The sequence below is a fragment of the Brevundimonas sp. 'scallop' genome (genome assembly GCF_011045535.1).
Taxonomy (GTDB): domain Bacteria; phylum Pseudomonadota; class Alphaproteobacteria; order Caulobacterales; family Caulobacteraceae; genus Brevundimonas; species Brevundimonas vesicularis.
Genome location: NZ_CP039382.1, coordinates 1,335,496 through 1,353,228, shown reverse-complemented (window position 1 = coordinate 1,353,228; position 17,733 = coordinate 1,335,496). Strand labels below are relative to the sequence as shown.

The following is a 17,733-nucleotide window of genomic DNA, read 5'->3' as shown; positions in this document are numbered from 1 at the left end:
ATGGCCGGAACGACGATCACCCTGCGCCTGACGATCGCCGATCCGGTCGCGGGCGTCGCCTACAGCCTGCAGGACAAGGCGAACATGCCGGTCGAGCCGCGCATCGCCGCAGACGGCCCGATCAGCTTCGACGCGCCCGTCACTTTGTCCGAGGATGGCCGCCTGACCGGCCCCTTCGTGCGGCGCGAGGGCGCTACGCGGCGGTTCGTCTATGTCGCGATCGGCACGTCGGCAGGCCAGCACGCCAGCGAATGGAGCCGACGCGCCAAGATCGACGTCCACGACATTCCCGCCGATCTGCTGGCCCAGGCGCGCCAAGGCGAGGTGCTGGAAGTCGTCCTGCCCGGCCGCGCCAAGGACGGCGGTCCCGCCTGCGCCACCGTGCGGCCGATCCGGACCTGGCGCGCAGTCTGACCCTAGTCGACGATCGGCCTGGTCAGGTCGAACTCCACGCGGAAATGCCGGTTGGGACGTCGCAGTTCGTAGGCGAACATCCGGTCGGGGTGAACCTCCATCGCCCAGGTATTGGTGGTCGAGACCGCCGCGTCGTTTTCGTTGGACAGGGCGATCGATTCGGCGTCGACCGGGAATTCCTGACGCTCGGCCGTGCCGGCTTTGACCGTATCGCCGCCATACCAATGCAGCACGTCGGTCGTGCCGTCCGCATGTCGGTGATCGTGCTTCAGCCGAAGGCCCGTGTCGGTCTTGGTCACGACCCAGGTGCGCGAACGATCCGACCCCACGGCGAAGGGAATACGCACCTCGTCCGGCGAACAGTCGCGGACCTGCATGACCAGCCGCTCGCTGGCGAACCTGGCGTCGGCGGCGTCGGTGGTGACGACACGGCCTTCGAATCGTTGGCCACACAGGGCGTTCAAGCGCGCCAGGAAATCGTCCTGGGACTGAGCCGGATCGGCCGTTGCAACGCCGACGCATGACAAGGCCATCAGGGCCGCAGCGGCCAGCAGGGATGCGATTTTCATGCGGTCAGACTATATGTGCGTTCCGCCTCATCAACGTGGCATCGCGCCCGTTGACTTTGGGGCGATCCTGAGTATGTTCCGCGCCTCTTATTTTAAGCGGCTTTCGCCGTCGCAGAGGTAATTCCGATGGCCAAACCGGCTTCCATCAAGATCCGCCTGAACTCCACGGCCGACACCGGCTTCTTCTATGTCACCAAGAAGAACGCCCGCACCATGACCGAGAAAATGGTCGTCAAGAAGTACGACCCCGTCGTGCGCAAGCACGTCGAGTTCAAGGAAGGCAAGATCAAGTAAGTCCTTGATCGGCTGAAAATTGAGAACGCCCGGCTGGTCTCCAGCCGGGCGTTTTTCGTTGTCTGTGCCCGCGTCAGGCCGCCTTGGCGATGACCCGGTTGCGGCCGGCGGCCTTGGCCTCATAGACCCCTTCGTCGGCGCGCTTCAGCAAGCCTTCGGGCGTATCGCCGTCGCCGGTCGTGGCGGCCACGCCGATCGAGATGGTGATGGTGATCTGCTCCTTGCCGCCCATCACGCGGAACGGCGCGGAGGCGACGTCGCGGCGAATCCGTTCGGCGACACGGCCGGCGTCTTCCAGACTGGCGCCCGGCATGACCACCACGAACTCCTCGCCGCCCATGCGGCAAGGCAGGTCCACAGCCCGGACATTGGTGGCAAGGCGCACGGCGAACTCCACCAGCACCTCATCACCAGCGTCGTGGCCGAAGCTGTCGTTGACCGACTTGAAGTGGTCGATGTCCAAAACCAGCACGGCCACCTGGGCCCCGCCCTGGGCCGCACGACCCACCAGCGCCTGCAACTGGCCGGTCATGTAGCGCCGGTTGTGCAGGCCGGTCAGGGCGTCGGTAACGGCCATTTCCATGCTGCTGTCCAGCTTCTGGCGCAGGAAGTCGGTGTAGCGTTTGCGACGGATCTGGGTGCGAACCCGCGCCGACAGTTCTTCGGTATCGACAGGGCGCGGCAGGATGTCGGCGGCGCCCAGTTCCAGCGCCTTGATCATGCGCGGCCTTTCGGTCGGCTCCACGATCGCCAGGATCGGCGCGCGGCGGGCATCGCCCGACTTGGCCTGAGCGACGATCCGAAGGCCGTCGAAGCTGGCGGCGGCGACGTTGACGATGATCAGGTCCAGCGCGCCCTTGGCCGCAACCAGCGCCGCCTCGGGATCGGTTTCGATGGCGACGCGATGTTCGCCGCCCAGTTCCTGGGCGATCTTCTCGGCCTGACGCTGGTCGTCATCGACGATCAGAACCCGCCCGCCCTCGCTGCGCAGCCGCGCGGCATTGTCCGAATCGACGCCCAGGCGACGGCCGCTTTCCTCTCGCTCGCGCAGCTCGTCCATGACGTGCTTCAGCCGCGTCAGCGACTTGACGCGTGCGAACAGGATGACGTCGTCGATGGGCTTGGTCAGGAAGTCGTCGGCGCCGGCCTCCAGCCCCTTGATCCGATCCTCGCGCCCGTCCAGCGCCGTGACCAGCACGACGGGGATATGGCGCGTCTCGGCCTGGGCCTTCAGCCGTCGGCACGTCTCGAACCCGTCCATGCCGGGCATCATGACGTCCAGCAGGATCAGGTCCGGCTGGTGCTCGGCGGCGATGGCCAGGGCCGACGCGCCGTCGTTGCAGGTCAGCACATCGTAATATTCGATGGTCAGCTTGGCTTCGAGCAGGCGGACGTTCACGTCCACATCGTCGACGACGAGGATACGGGCGCTCATCCGAGGTGCTGCCGGATGGTTTCGAGGAAATGCATGACCGAGATCGGCTTGGAGATATAGGCCTCGCACCCGCCCTGACGGATCCGCTCCTCATCGCCCTTCATGGCGAAGGCGGTGACGGCGATGACGGGGATGTGGTTCAGCTCGTCGTCGTCCTTCAGCCATTTGGTGACCTCCAGGCCCGAGATTTCAGGCAACTGGATATCCATCAGGATCAGGTCGGGATGATGGGCGCGCGCCAGGGCGAGCGCCTGCAAGCCCTCGCGGGTCTGCAGGGTCTCATAGCCCTGGGAATCGAGCAGATCATGAAAAAGCTTCATGTTCAGCTCGTTATCCTCGACGATGAGGACTTTCTTGGACATCATCACCTGACCTGCGCGCCCCTCGAACGCGGGACGCCTCGTTGGTCGCATTCGTAGGCGCCCAGTCTTAAGTTGGGGTGAAGCCAACCTTACGGAGACCTTAAGCGTGGCCATCAAGGCCATCTGTCGCGACTGCCTGTGGACCGGCGAAGATCCCGCCGGGCCGCGCGAGAACCGCTGTCCGGCGTGCGGATCGCGGCGCGTTGTCGCAGACGCCGAGCTGGACCAATTGTCGATCGCGCACATGGACTGCGACGCCTTCTACGCTTCGGTGGAGAAGCGCGACCGGCCAGAGTTGCGTGACAAGCCGGTGATCGTCGGCGGCGGAAAGCGCGGCGTGGTCTCCACCGCCTGCTATGTCGCGCGCCAGTACGGCGTCGGCTCCGCCATGCCCATGTTCAAGGCGCTGAAGGCCTGTCCCGAAGCCGTTGTGATCCGGCCGGACTTCACCAAATACGTCTTCGAATCGCAGCGCATTCTGGGGGCGTTGGGACAGCTGACACCTTTGATCCAGCCGCTGTCGCTGGATGAGGCCTGGGTTGATCTGTCGGGCACCGAGCGACTGAACGGCGGGCCGGCGGCGTTTCAGTTGATCCGTTTCCAGAAACAGATCGAGGAGGAGACCGGCCTGACCGTCTCCATCGGCCTGGCGCCCAACCGTTTCCTGGCCAAGATGGCGTCGGAGATGGACAAGCCGCGCGGCTTCTCCGTCGTCGGCGCCGCCAACGCCCAGGCCCTGTTGGCGCCGCGCCCCGTCACCGCCCTGCCCGGCGTCGGCCCTGTGTTCGGCAAGGCGCTGCGTAGCGACGGCTATACGACCATCGGCGATCTGGCCCGGGCGGACGTGCGTGATCTGGTCAAACGCTATGGCGAATCCGGCCTGCGCCTCCACGACCTGTCCCACGCCCGCGACGCCCGCTCCGTGAACCCCGAACGCGACCGCAAGGGGATGAGCGCCGAAACCACCTTCAACGAAGACCTGACGTCGGCCGAAGCGCTGGAGGCCGAGCTGTGGCCCCTGTGCGAGAAGCTGGCGTCCAAGGCCCGTCGCGACGGCGTCGCCAGCCGCGTTCTGGTGCTGAAGCTGCGCCGCACCGACTTCAAGATCATCACCCGCCGCATCACCCTGCCCGAACCGGTCCAGACGGCGCGCGCCCTGTTCGCTGCGGGGCGCGATCTGCTGAAGCCGGAGCTGGGCCGCCCCTATCGTCTGATCGGCATCGGCATGGCGGATGTGCAGGACGCCGAGGACGCACCCGCCGGCCTGTTCCAGACCACCGAGACCCGGGCCTTGAAGACAGAGCGCGCCATCGACGTGCTGCGCGAGAAGTTCGGCAAGGACGCAGTGGTGGCGGGCCGTGCGCTGAAGCCGTAGGACAGGGCATGGATCTCGCTAAACGCGCCTATGACCACGGCTTTCGCCTGGACCCGATCGTCCGCAGCCTGCTGGACACGGATTTCTACAAGCTGCTGATGCTTCAGATGATCTGGCGCGAGCATCGCGACGTTCCGGTCGTCTTCCAGGTCATCAACCGCACCAAGGCTGTGCGTCTGGCTGACGAAGTTGATATCGACGCCTTGCGCGAACAGCTGGATCATGCCCGCACCTTGCGCTTCACCAACAAGGAACTGGTCTGGCTGGCGGGCAACAGCTTCTATGGCGTGAAGCAGATCTTCTCGCCCGACTTCATCGCCTGGCTGACTGATTATCGCCTGCCAGACTACGATCTGTCGGTTCAGGACGGGCAGTACGTGCTGACCTTCTCGGGCGCCTGGGCCGAGGTGACGCTGTGGGAAATCCCGGCGCTGGCGATCCTGAACGAGCTGCGCTGCTGCGTCGGAATGCGACGGCTGGGCCGGTTCGAGCTGGACATCCTGTATTCGCGAGCCAAGACGCGGCTGTGGTCCAAGGTCGAGCGGCTGCGGCTCTTGCCCGACCTCGCCCTGTCCGACTTCGGCACGCGGCGGCGGCACGGCTTCCTTTGGCAACGCTGGTGCATTCAGGCGTTGAAGGAGGGGCTGGGCAAATCCTTCATCGGCACATCCAACGTCCTGCACGCCATGGAGAATGACCTGGAAGCCATTGGCACCAACGGCCACGAACTGCCGATGGTTCTAGCCGCCCTGGCGCCCGACGACGCAGCGCTGGCCCAGGTTCCCTATGCAGTGTTGGACGAATGGCGTCGGCACTATGCGGGCAATCTGCTGATCGTGTTGCCCGACGCCTTCGGCACCGAGGCGTTTCTGGAGCAGGCGCCCGATTGGGTGGCGGACTGGACCGGGTTCCGTCCCGACTCGGCCCCGCCCATCCTGGCCGGCGACCGCCTGATCGACTGGTGGCGCGCGCATGGGCGAGACCCAAAGGAGAAACTGCTGATCTTCTCGGACGGGATGGACATCGACGGGATCGAGGCGACCCACGCCCATTTCCACGGCCGCGCCCGTCTCAGCTTCGGCTGGGGCACCAATCTGACCAATGATTTCCGTGACTGTTCGCCCGCCTTCGCGCCGGAACTGGAGCCGATCTCTTTGGTCTGCAAGGTAGTCGAGGCCGGCGGCCGTCCCGCTGTCAAACTGTCGGACAATCCCGCGAAAGCGGTCGGCGATCCCGCCGAGATCGAACGCTATCGCCGTGTCTTCGGCGTGCGCGGTCTGACCGCCCAACCCGTCACGGTTTGAAACTCGGCCTTAAGCCCATCGTGCGACAAGGCGGGCATGAGCGCCTTTATCGACAAGATGCGTCGCCGCGCCGGCCGCTATCTCGATGTCCGTCCTACCGACGTGCGGCCCACGCGCGGCGTCCTCAGCCTGTCGTTCGACGACATCCCGGCATCGGCCTGGACCGAGGCCGGACCGATCCTGGCTCAGCACGGGGTCAAGGCAACCTACTATGTCTGCGGCGGACTGTCGGGGGGTCGCAATCTGGACCTGCCCCAGTTTGAGGTGGAGCATCTGCAAGCCCTCCACGAGGCCGGGCACGAAGTCGGATGCCACACCTATGAGCATGTCTCGACCCTGACCCTTTCGCCGGCCGAACTGGACGCCAGCCTGGCCCGCAACGCCGCCTGGGTGGCCGAACGGCTGGACGGATACGAAATGCAAACTTTCGCCTATCCGTTCGGGGATTGCGCCTTGGGATCAAAAGCGGTGATTGACAAACGCTTCCTGTGCGGGCGCGGCGTCCGCGACGGGATCAACGCCGGGCGTACGGATCGCAATCTGCTACAGGCCATCGGCCTGGAGAGCCGTCGCCTGCCCGGCTACGACCTGGAGGCGCTTGTGGCGACGACGGCTTCATCCAAAGGCTGGCTGATCGCCTACGGCCACGACGTCAGCGACGCGCCGACGCCGTATGGTTGCCGTCCAGAGGACATCGATCGATTGATCCGACTGGCCAGGGCGGCCGACTTGGACATTCAGCCGGTCGCGGCGGCGTGGCGGATGGCGACAGCCTGAAATCAGGCGGCGTTACGCCGATCCGCCCAGGCGATCAGCTCCTTGCGGGGCCAGATCATCAGCCAGGACCGGGCGGTGTATTCGCCGCTATCGATCAGCGCCTTGCGCGACGCCGACGCCGTCGCCGCCCGTTCGGTATGGATCTCGCCGGGTCCTTGATGGACCATGAAGGCGCCGCCCTTCAGCGGGTTCAGGCGCAGGTGGGCTAGGCGGGGGCTGATCTCGGTCAGGGGTGGGTCATAGAACCAGCTGGAGCCGATCATGCCGGCCAGTTCGGGCCGCGCGCGGCACAGCTCCGCCGCCGTGGCCCAGGCCTCGTTCCAGCCATCCTCGTTGAAGCCCCTCAGCCAGCGGCTTTCGGTATGAACCTCCAGCCAAGGCTCGCGCTTGGCGCCCGCCGCCAGATAGCGGAACAGCGGCTTGAGGCCCCAGCCGTCGCGAACGTGTTTGACGATCTGGCCCGGCCCGACCGGCGACGACAGGTCGATCACCTGACTTTTCGCGCCCGGCACGCTGAGCGCCAGGGTGAAGCGCACGTCCTTGGACCAGTGGTCAAAAACGTAGTCGCCCTCGGCCTTGTCCAGAAAACCCGCCAACTGTTCGATCCAGTAGGGATAGAGGGCCATGACCTCGGCCGGCAGGTTCATCGCCGCTGAACGGTCGGGCAGTTGCAGCGCCCAGGCAGCAACCAAACCCCGACGCACATCGTCCGATGCATCAGCGCCCAACAGCGCATCCACCGCCTTGGCCGGCATTTCGAAGTCCCAATGCGGCGCGGCCTCGGCGGCCTTTTGCGCGGCCGGGATTGCGGCAGCGTCCACGCGCGCGCGGTCTTCAGCGGACAACCGCGCCAGCACGGCATGGAAGGCGGCGACGTCGGGGGTCAGGTGCATATCCATGATCGCACCATGACACGGCGCGGTTGGCGAACCTTTAAAGCGCGCCGAACGGGTGACGCCGGCCTTGCCCCGCGCTAAACCGCGCCTAGATAAACAGGAGCCCCCATGAGCATCGAAGCCCGCATCGCCGAACTCGGCCTCACCTTGCCGGAACCCGCCAAGCCGGTGGCCAGCTATGTCTCCTATGTCCGCTCGGGCGATCAGATCACCATCTCGGGCCAGCTGTCGAACGACGCCAATGGCGGGATCAAGGGCACGGTCGGCGTGGACGTGACGCCGGAGCAGGCGCTGGAAGCCGCGCGCCTGTGCGGTCTGAACCTGATCGCCCAGATCAAGGCCGCCTGCGATGGCGATCTGGACCGGGTGGTCCGCATCGTGAAACTGGGCGGCTTCGTTCAGGCCGGCCCTGACTTCACCGCCATTCCCGCCGTGATCAACGGCTGCTCGGACATGATGGTCGAGGTCTTCGGCGACGCTGGCAAGCACGCCCGCTCGGCCGTCGGCGTGTACAAGCTGCCGCTCGGCTTCGCCGTCGAGATCGATGCGATCGTGGAGATCCGCTGATCTTTCAGATCTCGGTTCACGAAGGGATCGCCGACATCGGCCGAGAGGCTTGGGACGTGTGCGCGCTGCCCACCGGCGATCCCTTTGTTTCCTATGATTTTTTGCACGCCTGCGAGGCCTCGGGCAGCGCCGCGCCGCGCCAGGGCTGGGCCCCGCGCCACTTGGCCTTGAGGGGTGAAGACAACGCGGTGTTGGGCGTCATGCCCCTCTATCTGAAGGGCAACAGCCAGGGCGAATATGTCTTCGACCACAGCTGGGCCGACGCCTACGAACGGGCCGGCGGCCGGTATTATCCCAAGCTGCTGGGCGCCGTGCCCTTCACGCCCGCGACCGGGCCGCGTTTCCTGAACCACCCCGAGACCGACGCCGCGACGGTGCGTCAGGCTCTGATCCAGGGGGCTGTGACCTTGGTTGAACGGCTGGGCGTCTCCTCCCTGCACGTCAACTTCCCGACCGAAGCCGACTGGTCAGCCATGACCGAGGCGGACCTGCTGCCGCGCCAGGACATCCAGTTCATCTGGCGCAACAACGGCTATCGGACCTTCGACGATTTCCTGGCCGCCCTGTCGGCCAACCGCCGCAAAACCATCAAGCGCGAGCGCCGCGACGCCCAGGCCGATCTGGATATCCGCGTCCTGACCGGCGCCGACATCACCGAGGCCCACTGGGACGCCTTCTTCGCCTTCTACATGGACACCGGCTCGCGCAAATGGGGCCGGCCCTATCTGACGCGCGACTTCTTCAGTCGCATCGGCGCGACCATGGCCGACCGGATCGCCCTGTTCATGGCGTTTCGGGATGAGACGCCCATCGCCGGCGCTCTGAACTTCATCGGCCGCGACGCCCTTTACGGCCGCCAGTGGGGCACGCTGGAAGACGTGCCGTTCCTGCACTTCGAGCTTTGCTATTATCAGGCCATCTCGTTAGCCATTTCGCGTGGCCTGTCCCGCGTCGAAGCCGGGGCCCAAGGCGACCACAAGATCGCGCGCGGCTACCTGCCCTCCCCCGTCTATTCCGCCCATTTCATCGCCGACCCCGCCCTGCGCGATCCCGTCGCCCGTTATCTGGACGGCGAACGCCCGGCCGTCGCGGCGGAGATTCGGGCGATGACCGAAGAACTGTCGCCCTACAAGCAGGCATAGAAAAAGGCCCGGCTGCTGCCAGCCGGGCCTTTCGCCATCACCATTTTAAGGATCAGGCCGTCTCTTCTTCCTCGGCCTTCGCGGGCGCGCTGGCGCTCGTGATGTCGAAGTCGATCTTGCCGTCCTTCAGCTGGACCCTGACGTGCCCGCCGCGCGTCAGGCGGCCGAACAGGATGTCGTCGGCCAGCGGCTTCTTGATCGAGTCCTGGATGACCCGCGCCAGCGGACGCGCGCCATACAGTTCGTCGAAGCCGTTCTTGGCCAGCCAGTCGGCGGCTTCGTCGGTCAGTTCGATGGTGATGTTGCGGTCCGCCAGCTGGGCTTCCAGCTGAAGGATGAACTTGGTCACCACCGAGCGGATCGTGTCCGCCTGCAACGGCTTGAAGGCCACGATGGCGTCCAGGCGATTGCGGAACTCCGGCGCGAACAGGCGCTGGATGGCCTTGTCATCCTCGCCCTCGACCTTGCCCCGGCCGAAGCCGATGGAGGCGCGCGCGTTGTCGGCGGCCCCGGCGTTGGTGGTCATGATCAGGATGACGTTCCTGAAATCGACCTTCTTGCCGACCGCGTCGGTCAGCATGCCGTTGTCCATCACCTGCAGCAGGATGTTGTAGACATCCGGGTGCGCCTTTTCGATCTCGTCCAGCAGCACGACGGCGTGCGGATGCTGGTCGACCGCGTCGGTCAACAGCCCGCCCTGGTCGTGACCGACATAGCCGGGAGGCGCGCCGATCAGACGGCTGACCGTGTGGCGCTCCATATATTCCGACATGTCGAAACGCTGCATCTCGATGCCCAATGTGGCGGCGAGCTGCTTGGCGACCTCGGTCTTGCCGACGCCGGTCGGGCCGCTGAACAGGAAGCTGCCGATCGGCTTGTTCGGATCACGAAGACCTGCCCGCGCCAGCTTCATGGCCGCCGACACCTGTTCGATGGCCTGTTCCTGACCGAAGACGGCGCGCTTCAGGTCGGTTTCCAGTTCGCGCAGGCTTTCGGTGTCAGACTTGGACACCGACTTGGCCGGTATGCGAGCCATCTTGGCGATGACGGCCTCGACCTCCTTCTGACCGATGACCTTCTTCCGCTTGGATTCGGTCAGCAGCATCTGCGACGCCCCGGCCTCGTCGATCACATCGATCGCCTTGTCCGGCAGCTTGCGGTCGGTCATGTAGCGCGCCGACAGCTCCACCGCCGTGCGCACGGCGCTGTCGGTATAGCGGACCTTGTGGTGCTGCTCGTAGTAGGTCTTCAGGCCCTTCAGGATCTTCACCGTATCCTCGACCGTCGGCTCGTTGACGTCGATCTTCTGGAAGCGACGCACCAGGGCGCGGTCCTTTTCGAAGTGCTGGCGATATTCCTTGTAGGTCGTTGATCCCATGCAGCGCAGCGTGCCGGACGCCAGGGCCGGTTTCAGCAGGTTCGAGGCATCCATCGCCCCGCCCGAGGTCGCGCCCGCACCGATCACCGTGTGGATCTCGTCGATGAAGAGCACGGCGTTGTCGTGGTTCTCCAACTCCTTGACCACCTGTTTCAGCCGCTCCTCGAAGTCGCCGCGGTAGCGGGTGCCGGCCAGCAACGCGCCCATATCGAGCGAATAGATGGTGGCGTCCTTCAGGACGTCGGGCACTTCGCCGTTGACGATCTTGCGGGCCAGACCTTCGGCGATGGCGGTCTTGCCGACGCCGGGGTCGCCCACCAGAAGCGGGTTGTTCTTGGTCCGACGGCACAGGATCTGGATCGAGCGATCCACCTCGGCCTGCCGACCGATCAGGGGATCGACCTTGCCCTGGCGAGACTTCTCGTTGAGGTCGACGCAATAGGCTTCCAGCGCCTCGCCGCCCTGTTTGACGGCGGAAGCATCCTCGGCCTCTTCGGGCGAAGCGCCCTTGGCCGGACGGGCCTCGTTGGCGCCCGCCTTCTTGGCGATGCCGTGGGCGATGAAGTTGACCGCGTCATAGCGCGTCATGTCCTGCTCTTGCAGGAAATAGGCGGCGTGGCTCTCGCGCTCGGAGAAGATGGCGACCAGGACGTTGGCGCCGGACACTTCCTCGCGGCCGGACGACTGGACGTGGATCACCGCGCGCTGGATCACGCGCTGGAAACCGGCGGTCGGCTTGGCGTCCTCACCGTCGCTGGTCGCCAGGGCGGCCAGGTCGTTGTCGACATAGAGGGTCAGCGCCGCTTTCAACGCCGACAGATCGACGTTGCAGGCCTGCATGACGCCGGTCGCATCGGGATCGTCGATCAGCGCGAGCAGCAGGTGCTCGAGCGTCGCATACTCGTGCCTGCGCGCATTGGCGTATCCCACCGCGCGGTGCAGGGTTTCTTCGAGAGGACGGGAAAATGAAGGCATAGGGAGGCTCCTCTCAGTCCTTTTCCATCGTGCATTGCAAAGGGTGCTGGTGGCGGCGCGCAGTCTCGATGACCTGCGCGACCTTGGTCTCGGCGACTTCGTAGGTGAAGACGCCGCAGACGCCGACGCCATGCTGATGCACATGCAGCATGATGCGGGTGGCCTCTTCCCGGCTCTTCTGGAAGAACCGCTCCAGCACATAGACGACGAATTCCATCGGCGAATAATCGTCGTTCAGAATCAGCACTCGATAGAGCGAGGGCTTTTGCAGCTTCGGCTTTGTTTCGGTGACTACGGCGGTTCCTTGACCGCCGCCGGTCTCACCGGGCCTTTGTATGGGCATTCGTGTTCCGTAGTCGGGGAGTCGTCTTGGCTCTCAGATAGGGAATGATGGCCTGAATTGAAGCGGCGTCCAGTCACGGCTTTCGTGAAGGGCGTCTGACAAAGATTTCACGTGATCACAGAAGTTCAACGGCTCAGGTTGAGCGCCTCAGTTGAACAGCTCCCGATCGCCATGCCCGCCGCCCTCGTCGCCGCCCTTTCGCTCGCCGCCTTCGCCCAGCCCACGCCGCTGGAAACCGCCGTCATGGCGGCCGACGCCACACTTTTCGCTGTCTTCTTCGAAGGCTGCGATCCCGCCGGACTTCGGGCCATGCTGACCGATGACTTCGAGTTTTTCGACGATCGCGGCGGACGCGTGGCCACCGACGCCGACAGCTTTGTCGCACAATACGCCGCCCGCTGCCAGGACCGCAGCGCGCCGGACGCTTGGCGAACCCGGCGCGAGGCTCTGCGGGACGGTCTGGCCGTCTATCCCATCAACAACTACGGCGCCGTCGAAACGGGCGAACACGTCTTCTACGAGCGACAGGGCGATGGCCCCGAACGGCGCGTCGGTCGCGCCCGCTTCACGCAGATGTGGAAACAGGAGGGGACCGAGTGGAAGCTGGCGCGTGTCTTCAGCTACGACCATTCCGCCCTGCCCTGACAGCAAAAAGGCCCCGGAGCGAACCCCGGGGCCTTCTCGATTCTTCGGGCGGTTCGCGGGATTAGCGCGCGGCCTGGAAGGTTTCGACCGAGGCGGTGACGCGCTCGTTGATCGGCTTGATGCTGTCCTTGACCGTGGCGGTGACGATCTCGTTCGTCTTGGTCAGCTCGGCGACATAGCGCTCCATCGACTTCTTGGCCCAGGCGGTCTGGAGCTCGAAGAACTCCTGCACCGAACGGGCGGTCGACAGTTCCTTGGACGCGGCGACGCCGTCTTCCCACGAGGACTTGGCGAAGCCCAGCGCCTGTTGCGACAGGGCCTCGGCGCCCTTCTGGGCGACGGTGACCGACTCGACCATGGCTTCCAGCGTCTTCTTGCTGTGCGCGTTCAGCTCGGCCATCGAGGCCGTCGACTTGTCGATGCCTTCACGGAAGGCCTGCGTGCCGGCGGCCTGCATGGTTTCGGCTTGCGCCTTGACCTTGGCGGCGGCCGAAGTCGCAGCGGCGGTGGCTTGGTCGGCGGTTTTCTTCACGGTTTCAGCGGCGTCGGCCATGATCGTCTCTCCGGTAGAAGGCCCTTGGGGACGGACCTGAGGGCGGAAATAATGACGCGAGAGGATCTCGCAGACCCACAATATGCTGCAAGTGCGAAGGTTTTTCAAGCGTTTTGTGCAATGCACAATATGATCGACGATAACCTTGATCGGCCGGTCAAATTTGCGTTGACGAGCGGTTAACCACCACGAAACCCGTGCTTCCTATGCTAGCTGTTTGTTCGTGACGGCCGGGGGGCCTGTCGCACCCTGCTCACAGCGGGGTTGTCCCGCCCATGATCGCTTTTCTCCGCCGTGGCCTGTTCGCCGTCCTCGCGCTTTCGCTGGTTCTGGGCGCGAACGTCAGGCCGATCGAGGCCCAGACCGCCTACTCGGCCCAGGAGAACAGCCGCTACGCCGCCATCGTGATCGACGCCGCCACGGGCGAGGTTCTGTTCGCGCGGAACGCCGACAGCCGCCGCTATCCAGCGTCCCTGACCAAGATGATGACGCTGTATCTGACGTTCGAGGCGCTGTCTCAGGGCAAGGCCAACGTGAACGACGTGCTGACGATCTCGCCGCGCGCCGCGTCCCAGCCGCCCTCGAAGTTGGGCCTGGCCGCCGGTCAGACCATCACCCTGGACAACGCCATGCGCGCCACCGCCGTGCGGTCCGCCAACGACATGGCCCTGGCCATTGGCGAGCACATCGGCGGATCGGAAGCCCGCTTCACCAATATGATGACGCAGAAGGCCGCGCAGTTGGGCATGACCCAGACGCGCTACTACACCGCAAACGGCCTGCCGGACGCACGTCAGGTGACCTCCGCACGCGACCAGGCCATTCTGGCGCGCGCGATCATGCGCGACTTCCCTCAGTATTACAGCTATTTCGGCCTTCACGACTGGGCCTACAACGGCCGCAACTATCGCAACACCAACGGCCTGCTGCCGACCGGGCGCGGCTATGACGGGATGAAGACCGGCTATACCAACGCCTCGGGCTACAACCTCGCCGCCTCGGCCGTGCGCGACGGACGACGCCTGATCACCGTGGTCCTGGGCGGCCGTTCGACCGCCAGCCGCAACGCCCACGTCGCCGAACTGATGGACACCGGCTTCGAGGTCGAGCGCCGCCGCGCCCAGGGCGAACGGATCCAGGTGGCGCAGACCTTCTTCGAGCAACGTGGTTTCGGCGTCGGATCGGCGATCGCCGACGCCCCGATCGCCTATGCGTCGGTCAATGACGATGAGGACGGAGTCGGCGCGGAATCCACCGCTGTCGCCTATACGGCCGCGCCGGCGCCGGCCGCCCTGCCGACCCGTGTCGCCCCTGCCCCGTCGGAGCGCGCAGCCAGCCAGCGGGCCGCCGCAACCCTGCCGCCCATTGGTTCGGCGCCGGCCGCCACTCCCGCTCCTCGTGCGCCTCGCAATGTCACAGCCTCGTTGAACGGCGCGCCGGCCAATGCCGTGGTCGCGCCATCCACCACGCCCCGTCGCTCGACATCGTCCGCAACGCGCGAACCCGCCCGCGCCGCACCCAGAACGCCGGCCGGTCGCTGGGCGGTGCAGGTCGGCGCCTTCCGCGAAGAGAAGGTGGCGACGGATTGGCTGACCGAGGTCAACCGCCGCTTCCGCGATCAGTTCGCCACCGCCGAACGCAATGTCCAGACCGCCGGCGACTGGTATCGCTCGCGCTTCGTGGGCCTGTCCGAAACCGGCGCAAAGTCCGCCTGCGAGGCGCTGGCTGCGCGTCGCGTGACCTGCATGGTCATCGGCCCCGACTGAACCAAAACCGCTAGAACAAATGTTCTTGCTTTGTTCTATCTGATGTCGCATCCTCCTTCCCATGGAAACCGCCAAGGGAAGAGGCGCGCGTTCGAATGCCAGCGGCCGCTACGAGCCTGAGCAGCATCAGTCGTTCGATGACGGTTGGACGCAGGACGACGCCGAGGCCGCGCCGCTACGCACCACCCTCACCCCTGAACACGCCCGCACCATCATCGCCCGGAACGATAGTCTGGACATCGGCTTCGACCGCTCCATCAACCCGTACAAAGGTTGCGAACATGGCTGCATCTACTGTTACGCCCGTCCGTCCCATGCCTGGATGGGCCTATCCCCGGGCTTGGATTTCGAGAGCCGGATCTTCTTCAAGCCCCAGGCCGCAAGTCTGCTGGAACAGGCGTTCCTCGCACCCCGATACCGATGCAAGCGCATCCACATAGGCGGCAACACCGACCCCTATCAGCCGGTTGAACGTGATCTGAAGTCGACGCGCTCGATCCTGGAGGTCATGCAAAGATTCAGGCATCCGTTCAGCATCATCACCAAGTCGGTGTTGATCGCGCGCGATGCCGACATTCTGGGCCCGATGGGCAAGGCGGGGCTGGCCTCGGCCTTCGTCTCCATCACCACCCTGGATCGTGGGCTGGCGCGGGCGATGGAGCCGCGCGCCTCCACCCCCGCCAAGCGGCTGGAGGCCATCAGTCGCCTCGCAGACGCCGGTTGTCCGGTCGGGGTCGGGTTCGCCCCCGTCATTCCCGGTCTGAACGACCACGAACTGGAAGCCATACTGGAAGCCGCCGCCAAGGCCGGGGCGACGCGGGCCATGTATGTCACCCTGCGTCTGCCGCTTGAGATCAAGGATCTGTTTCGGGAATGGCTGGCCGACGCTCGCCCGGATCGCGCCGCCCGCGTCATGTCCCTGATCCGCCAGACGCGCGGCGGCAAGGATTATGACGCCGACTGGTCTCAGCGGATGAAGGGAACCGGCCCCGTCGCCGAACTGATCGGAACGCGGTTCAAGGCCGCCGTCAAACGCTACGGCCTCGATACGCCGCACCGCCTGCTGGACGAAACCCAGTTCCGCGTGCCCGCAGACGCCCGGCCTCAGCTGGAGTTGTTCGGCTAATCGTCCGCCGCCGAAGGATCGATGGCGCGCGTGACCAGATCGCGCCAGGTCGGATCGGTGTCATCGACCAGATCGACATCCTCCATCAGGGCCACCGCGCCCTCCCCGTCCGACAGGATCAGACCCAGGATTTCCATCTCCTCGCCATCGGCGCCGAGATGGCTTTCGGCCTGAACGGCCACCGCCGCCTGTTCGCCGTCCTCTTCCCACCAGATGACCGGCTGGGGCAGATCCATGACGATGGGACGCGGATCGTCGGTTTCGCCCAAGGCGAACACCGCACGTCTCGCCTGAACGTCGTCCAGCGTCGCCACGGCGCCGGTGAACGGCTTTAGCCGCATCCAGTCGTCGGCGTCGAAACCGCCGCCGTCCTCTTCGCTCGTGTCGTCCAAGGTCATCGTTTGAAAACCCCCACCAGTTCGACGTGCGAGGACCACAGGAATTGATCCACCGGGGTCACCGTCTCCAACGTAAAACCGGCATCGATCAGCACCCGCGCATCACGCGCAAAGGTCTGAGGGTTGCACGACACGCCCACGACGACGCCGGCCTTGGTGTCCGCGATCTGGGCCGTCTGGTCGATCGCGCCGGCCCGCGGCGGGTCGAACACGATGGCGTCGCATCCCTTCAGGTCATAGGGATTCATCGGCCGACGAAACAGATCGCGGGCCTCGGCCGTGATGGCCTTCATCCCTTTGGCCGAACCGACGGCGGCCTTCAGCGCATCGATGCCCGGCTTGGATGCGTCTGCTGCGATCACCGGCGCGACCGTGGCCAACGGAAAGGAGAAGGTTCCCGCGCCGCAGAACAGATCGGCGATCTTCTTGGCGCCCTTCACCGCCGCCAGCGCGCGCGCAACCATCGCCGCCTCGGCCTGAGGGACCGCCTGCAGAAATCCACCCGCCGGCAGGGACACGGTCGCAGGACCGAACGCCACCTTCGGCTGGCGCGCCATCACCAGGGTGTCGCCTGCCAGACTGAGGCGCGCCAGATCGGCCCGGTGTGCGGCCTGAATGGCCTGCATCTGGGCGTCAGCCGACAGGCCGCCGCCCGAGCGCCTTTCGACCCCGGTCACATCGACGTCCAGCCCCGACAGGGTCCAGGTGACGTGCAGGGTCGGGGCCGATTTCGGATGTTCGAAAAAAGCGGCGGCGACCTGGGTCAGCGCCGGAATGGCCGCCACGATCCGGGGATCGGCGACCGGACAGGCCTTCACTTCGACCAGCCGCCAGGAGCGGCGCGCCTTGAAGCCCAGCACCACCCGTCCATCCTGGGTGCAACGGGCATGAAGGGCCAAGCGGCGACGACTGGCCGGCGGGGTCGCCACCGTCGCCTCGATCTCGGTCTCGATCCGCTCGCGCGCCAGGGCCAGGCGCACCTGTTCTCGCTTCCAGTCTAGATACGGCTGTTCCGACCAATGCTGAAGCGAGCAGCCGCCACAGTCGCCATATTGAGGCGAGACCGGTGCAATCCGGTCGGGGCTGGGCGTGATGATCTCGACCTTTTCCAACCGACCGTCCACTACGACGCCGCGCACCGTTTCGCCGGGCAAGGTCAGGCCGGCGAACACCGGACCGGACGGCGTCTGGGCGACGCCGTCGCCCTGGCCGCCGACGCGGTCGATGGTGAAGATGTCCATCGGCGGGCTTCTAGCCGGGCGTCCCCTTTCGCTCAAGCCACGGGGCTACAACGGCGGACCGGCTGAACATGAACGAAGATGAACGAACCGATCAATTGCCGTTCAGCTTCGCCGTCGTAAATCCTTTTGCAACGAGACACGAGGCTTTGCCGTTAACGTTTGACGGAAAACCG

General features: G+C 65.5%; 19 protein-coding genes. 10 read left to right on the top strand and 9 right to left on the bottom strand.

Annotation, left to right across the window (positions count from 1 at the left end; all coding sequences use genetic code 11):
• On the top strand, positions 1-414 hold the full coding sequence (locus E4341_RS06705; protein WP_165116095.1) for a DUF5990 family protein: 414 nt from the start codon (positions 1-3) through the stop codon (positions 412-414).
• A 2-nt stretch (positions 415-416) separates the two neighbouring features.
• Here E4341_RS06705 and E4341_RS06700 read toward each other — a convergent pair whose 3' ends face one another.
• Entirely contained in the window at positions 417-983 is a 567-nt protein-coding gene (locus tag E4341_RS06700; protein ID WP_165116093.1) for a hypothetical protein, read from the bottom strand.
• A gap of 126 nt (positions 984-1,109) precedes the next feature.
• Between E4341_RS06700 and rpmG the strand changes: the two genes are divergently transcribed.
• Positions 1,110-1,277, top strand: coding sequence for a 50S ribosomal protein L33 (rpmG, locus tag E4341_RS06695; protein WP_003164451.1), 168 nt, complete (start codon positions 1,110-1,112; stop codon positions 1,275-1,277).
• Positions 1,278-1,350: 73 nt separating this feature from the next.
• On the opposite strand, the gene E4341_RS06690 is transcribed toward rpmG, so the two are convergent.
• Positions 1,351-2,712, bottom strand: a complete 1,362-nt coding sequence (locus E4341_RS06690) for a PleD family two-component system response regulator (protein WP_165116091.1) — start codon at positions 2,710-2,712, stop codon at positions 1,351-1,353.
• On the bottom strand, positions 2,709-3,074 hold the full coding sequence (locus tag E4341_RS06685) for a response regulator (RefSeq protein WP_165118614.1): 366 nt from the start codon (positions 3,072-3,074) through the stop codon (positions 2,709-2,711). The genes E4341_RS06690 and E4341_RS06685 overlap by 4 nt, the downstream gene beginning before the upstream one ends.
• Positions 3,075-3,180: 106 nt before the next feature.
• Here E4341_RS06685 and E4341_RS06680 point away from each other — a divergent pair, with 106 nt between their 5' ends.
• The 3 genes from E4341_RS06680 to E4341_RS06670 are packed head-to-tail and all read left to right on the top strand — an operon-like array spanning position 3,181 to position 6,530.
• The gene (locus tag E4341_RS06680) at positions 3,181-4,449 is read left to right on the top strand and encodes a DNA polymerase IV (protein WP_165116090.1); all 1,269 of its coding nucleotides are present in this window, start codon (positions 3,181-3,183) and stop codon (positions 4,447-4,449) included.
• Between the two features lie 8 nt (positions 4,450-4,457).
• Positions 4,458-5,753: a nicotinate phosphoribosyltransferase gene (locus E4341_RS06675; RefSeq protein ID WP_165116088.1), complete on the top strand. Its 1,296-nt coding sequence runs from the start codon at positions 4,458-4,460 to the stop codon at positions 5,751-5,753.
• Positions 5,754-5,789: 36 nt separating this feature from the next.
• Entirely contained in the window at positions 5,790-6,530 is a 741-nt protein-coding gene (locus tag E4341_RS06670; protein WP_165116086.1) for a polysaccharide deacetylase family protein, read from the top strand.
• 2 nt (positions 6,531-6,532) lie between these two features.
• On the opposite strand, the gene E4341_RS06665 is transcribed toward E4341_RS06670, so the two are convergent.
• Positions 6,533-7,429: a hypothetical protein gene (locus E4341_RS06665; RefSeq protein WP_165116084.1), complete on the bottom strand. Its 897-nt coding sequence runs from the start codon at positions 7,427-7,429 to the stop codon at positions 6,533-6,535.
• 105 nt (positions 7,430-7,534) lie between these two features.
• Between E4341_RS06665 and E4341_RS06660 the strand changes: the two genes are divergently transcribed.
• Positions 7,535-7,993, top strand: coding sequence for a RidA family protein (locus tag E4341_RS06660; RefSeq protein ID WP_165116082.1), 459 nt, complete (start codon positions 7,535-7,537; stop codon positions 7,991-7,993).
• A 56-nt stretch (positions 7,994-8,049) separates the two neighbouring features.
• Positions 8,050-9,135, top strand: coding sequence for a GNAT family N-acetyltransferase (locus E4341_RS06655; RefSeq protein WP_370458470.1), 1,086 nt, complete (start codon positions 8,050-8,052; stop codon positions 9,133-9,135).
• A gap of 52 nt (positions 9,136-9,187) precedes the next feature.
• On the opposite strand, the gene clpA is transcribed toward E4341_RS06655, so the two are convergent.
• Both clpA and clpS read right to left on the bottom strand, forming a co-directional pair.
• The gene (gene clpA, locus E4341_RS06650) at positions 9,188-11,488 is read right to left on the bottom strand and encodes an ATP-dependent Clp protease ATP-binding subunit ClpA (RefSeq protein ID WP_026108343.1); all 2,301 of its coding nucleotides are present in this window, start codon (positions 11,486-11,488) and stop codon (positions 9,188-9,190) included.
• Positions 11,489-11,501: 13 nt separating this feature from the next.
• Entirely contained in the window at positions 11,502-11,831 is a 330-nt protein-coding gene (gene clpS / locus E4341_RS06645) for an ATP-dependent Clp protease adapter ClpS (protein WP_017504641.1), read from the bottom strand.
• Between the two features lie 171 nt (positions 11,832-12,002).
• On the opposite strand from clpS, the gene E4341_RS06640 reads away from it, so the two are divergent.
• Positions 12,003-12,476, top strand: coding sequence for a nuclear transport factor 2 family protein (locus E4341_RS06640; protein ID WP_165116080.1), 474 nt, complete (start codon positions 12,003-12,005; stop codon positions 12,474-12,476).
• Positions 12,477-12,537: 61 nt separating this feature from the next.
• Here E4341_RS06640 and E4341_RS06635 read toward each other — a convergent pair whose 3' ends face one another.
• Positions 12,538-13,029: a phasin family protein gene (locus E4341_RS06635; protein WP_082465129.1), complete on the bottom strand. Its 492-nt coding sequence runs from the start codon at positions 13,027-13,029 to the stop codon at positions 12,538-12,540.
• Between the two features lie 275 nt (positions 13,030-13,304).
• Here E4341_RS06635 and E4341_RS06630 point away from each other — a divergent pair, with 275 nt between their 5' ends.
• On the top strand, positions 13,305-14,795 hold the full coding sequence (locus E4341_RS06630) for a serine hydrolase (protein ID WP_165116078.1): 1,491 nt from the start codon (positions 13,305-13,307) through the stop codon (positions 14,793-14,795).
• Between the two features lie 61 nt (positions 14,796-14,856).
• Positions 14,857-15,921 (top strand): PA0069 family radical SAM protein, encoded by a 1,065-nt coding sequence (locus E4341_RS06625; protein ID WP_165116076.1) that lies wholly within the window; start codon positions 14,857-14,859, stop codon positions 15,919-15,921.
• Here E4341_RS06625 and E4341_RS06620 read toward each other — a convergent pair.
• Both E4341_RS06620 and E4341_RS06615 read right to left on the bottom strand, forming a co-directional pair.
• Entirely contained in the window at positions 15,918-16,319 is a 402-nt protein-coding gene (locus E4341_RS06620) for a hypothetical protein (protein WP_055754783.1), read from the bottom strand. The genes E4341_RS06625 and E4341_RS06620 overlap by 4 nt on opposite strands.
• The gene (locus E4341_RS06615) at positions 16,316-17,560 is read right to left on the bottom strand and encodes a class I SAM-dependent RNA methyltransferase (protein ID WP_165116074.1); all 1,245 of its coding nucleotides are present in this window, start codon (positions 17,558-17,560) and stop codon (positions 16,316-16,318) included. The genes E4341_RS06620 and E4341_RS06615 overlap by 4 nt, the downstream gene beginning before the upstream one ends.
• Positions 17,561-17,733: the final 173 nt, after the last annotated feature.

Coding starts and splice junctions, on each gene's coding strand:
- E4341_RS06705 (WP_165116095.1), top strand. CDS start 1: ATGGCCGGAACGACGATCACCCTGCGCCTGACGATCGCCGATCCGGTC.
- E4341_RS06700 (WP_165116093.1), bottom strand. CDS start 983: ATGAAAATCGCATCCCTGCTGGCCGCTGCGGCCCTGATGGCCTTGTCA.
- rpmG (WP_003164451.1), top strand. CDS start 1,110: ATGGCCAAACCGGCTTCCATCAAGATCCGCCTGAACTCCACGGCCGAC.
- E4341_RS06690 (WP_165116091.1), bottom strand. CDS start 2,712: ATGAGCGCCCGTATCCTCGTCGTCGACGATGTGGACGTGAACGTCCGC.
- E4341_RS06685 (WP_165118614.1), bottom strand. CDS start 3,074: ATGTCCAAGAAAGTCCTCATCGTCGAGGATAACGAGCTGAACATGAAG.
- E4341_RS06675 (WP_165116088.1), top strand. CDS start 4,458: ATGGATCTCGCTAAACGCGCCTATGACCACGGCTTTCGCCTGGACCCG.
- E4341_RS06670 (WP_165116086.1), top strand. CDS start 5,790: ATGAGCGCCTTTATCGACAAGATGCGTCGCCGCGCCGGCCGCTATCTC.
- E4341_RS06665 (WP_165116084.1), bottom strand. CDS start 7,429: ATGGATATGCACCTGACCCCCGACGTCGCCGCCTTCCATGCCGTGCTG.
- E4341_RS06660 (WP_165116082.1), top strand. CDS start 7,535: ATGAGCATCGAAGCCCGCATCGCCGAACTCGGCCTCACCTTGCCGGAA.
- clpA (WP_026108343.1), bottom strand. CDS start 11,488: ATGCCTTCATTTTCCCGTCCTCTCGAAGAAACCCTGCACCGCGCGGTG.
- clpS (WP_017504641.1), bottom strand. CDS start 11,831: ATGCCCATACAAAGGCCCGGTGAGACCGGCGGCGGTCAAGGAACCGCC.
- E4341_RS06640 (WP_165116080.1), top strand. CDS start 12,003: ATGCCCGCCGCCCTCGTCGCCGCCCTTTCGCTCGCCGCCTTCGCCCAG.
- E4341_RS06635 (WP_082465129.1), bottom strand. CDS start 13,029: ATGGCCGACGCCGCTGAAACCGTGAAGAAAACCGCCGACCAAGCCACC.
- E4341_RS06630 (WP_165116078.1), top strand. CDS start 13,305: ATGATCGCTTTTCTCCGCCGTGGCCTGTTCGCCGTCCTCGCGCTTTCG.
- E4341_RS06625 (WP_165116076.1), top strand. CDS start 14,857: ATGGAAACCGCCAAGGGAAGAGGCGCGCGTTCGAATGCCAGCGGCCGC.
- E4341_RS06620 (WP_055754783.1), bottom strand. CDS start 16,319: ATGACCTTGGACGACACGAGCGAAGAGGACGGCGGCGGTTTCGACGCC.
- E4341_RS06615 (WP_165116074.1), bottom strand. CDS start 17,560: ATGGACATCTTCACCATCGACCGCGTCGGCGGCCAGGGCGACGGCGTC.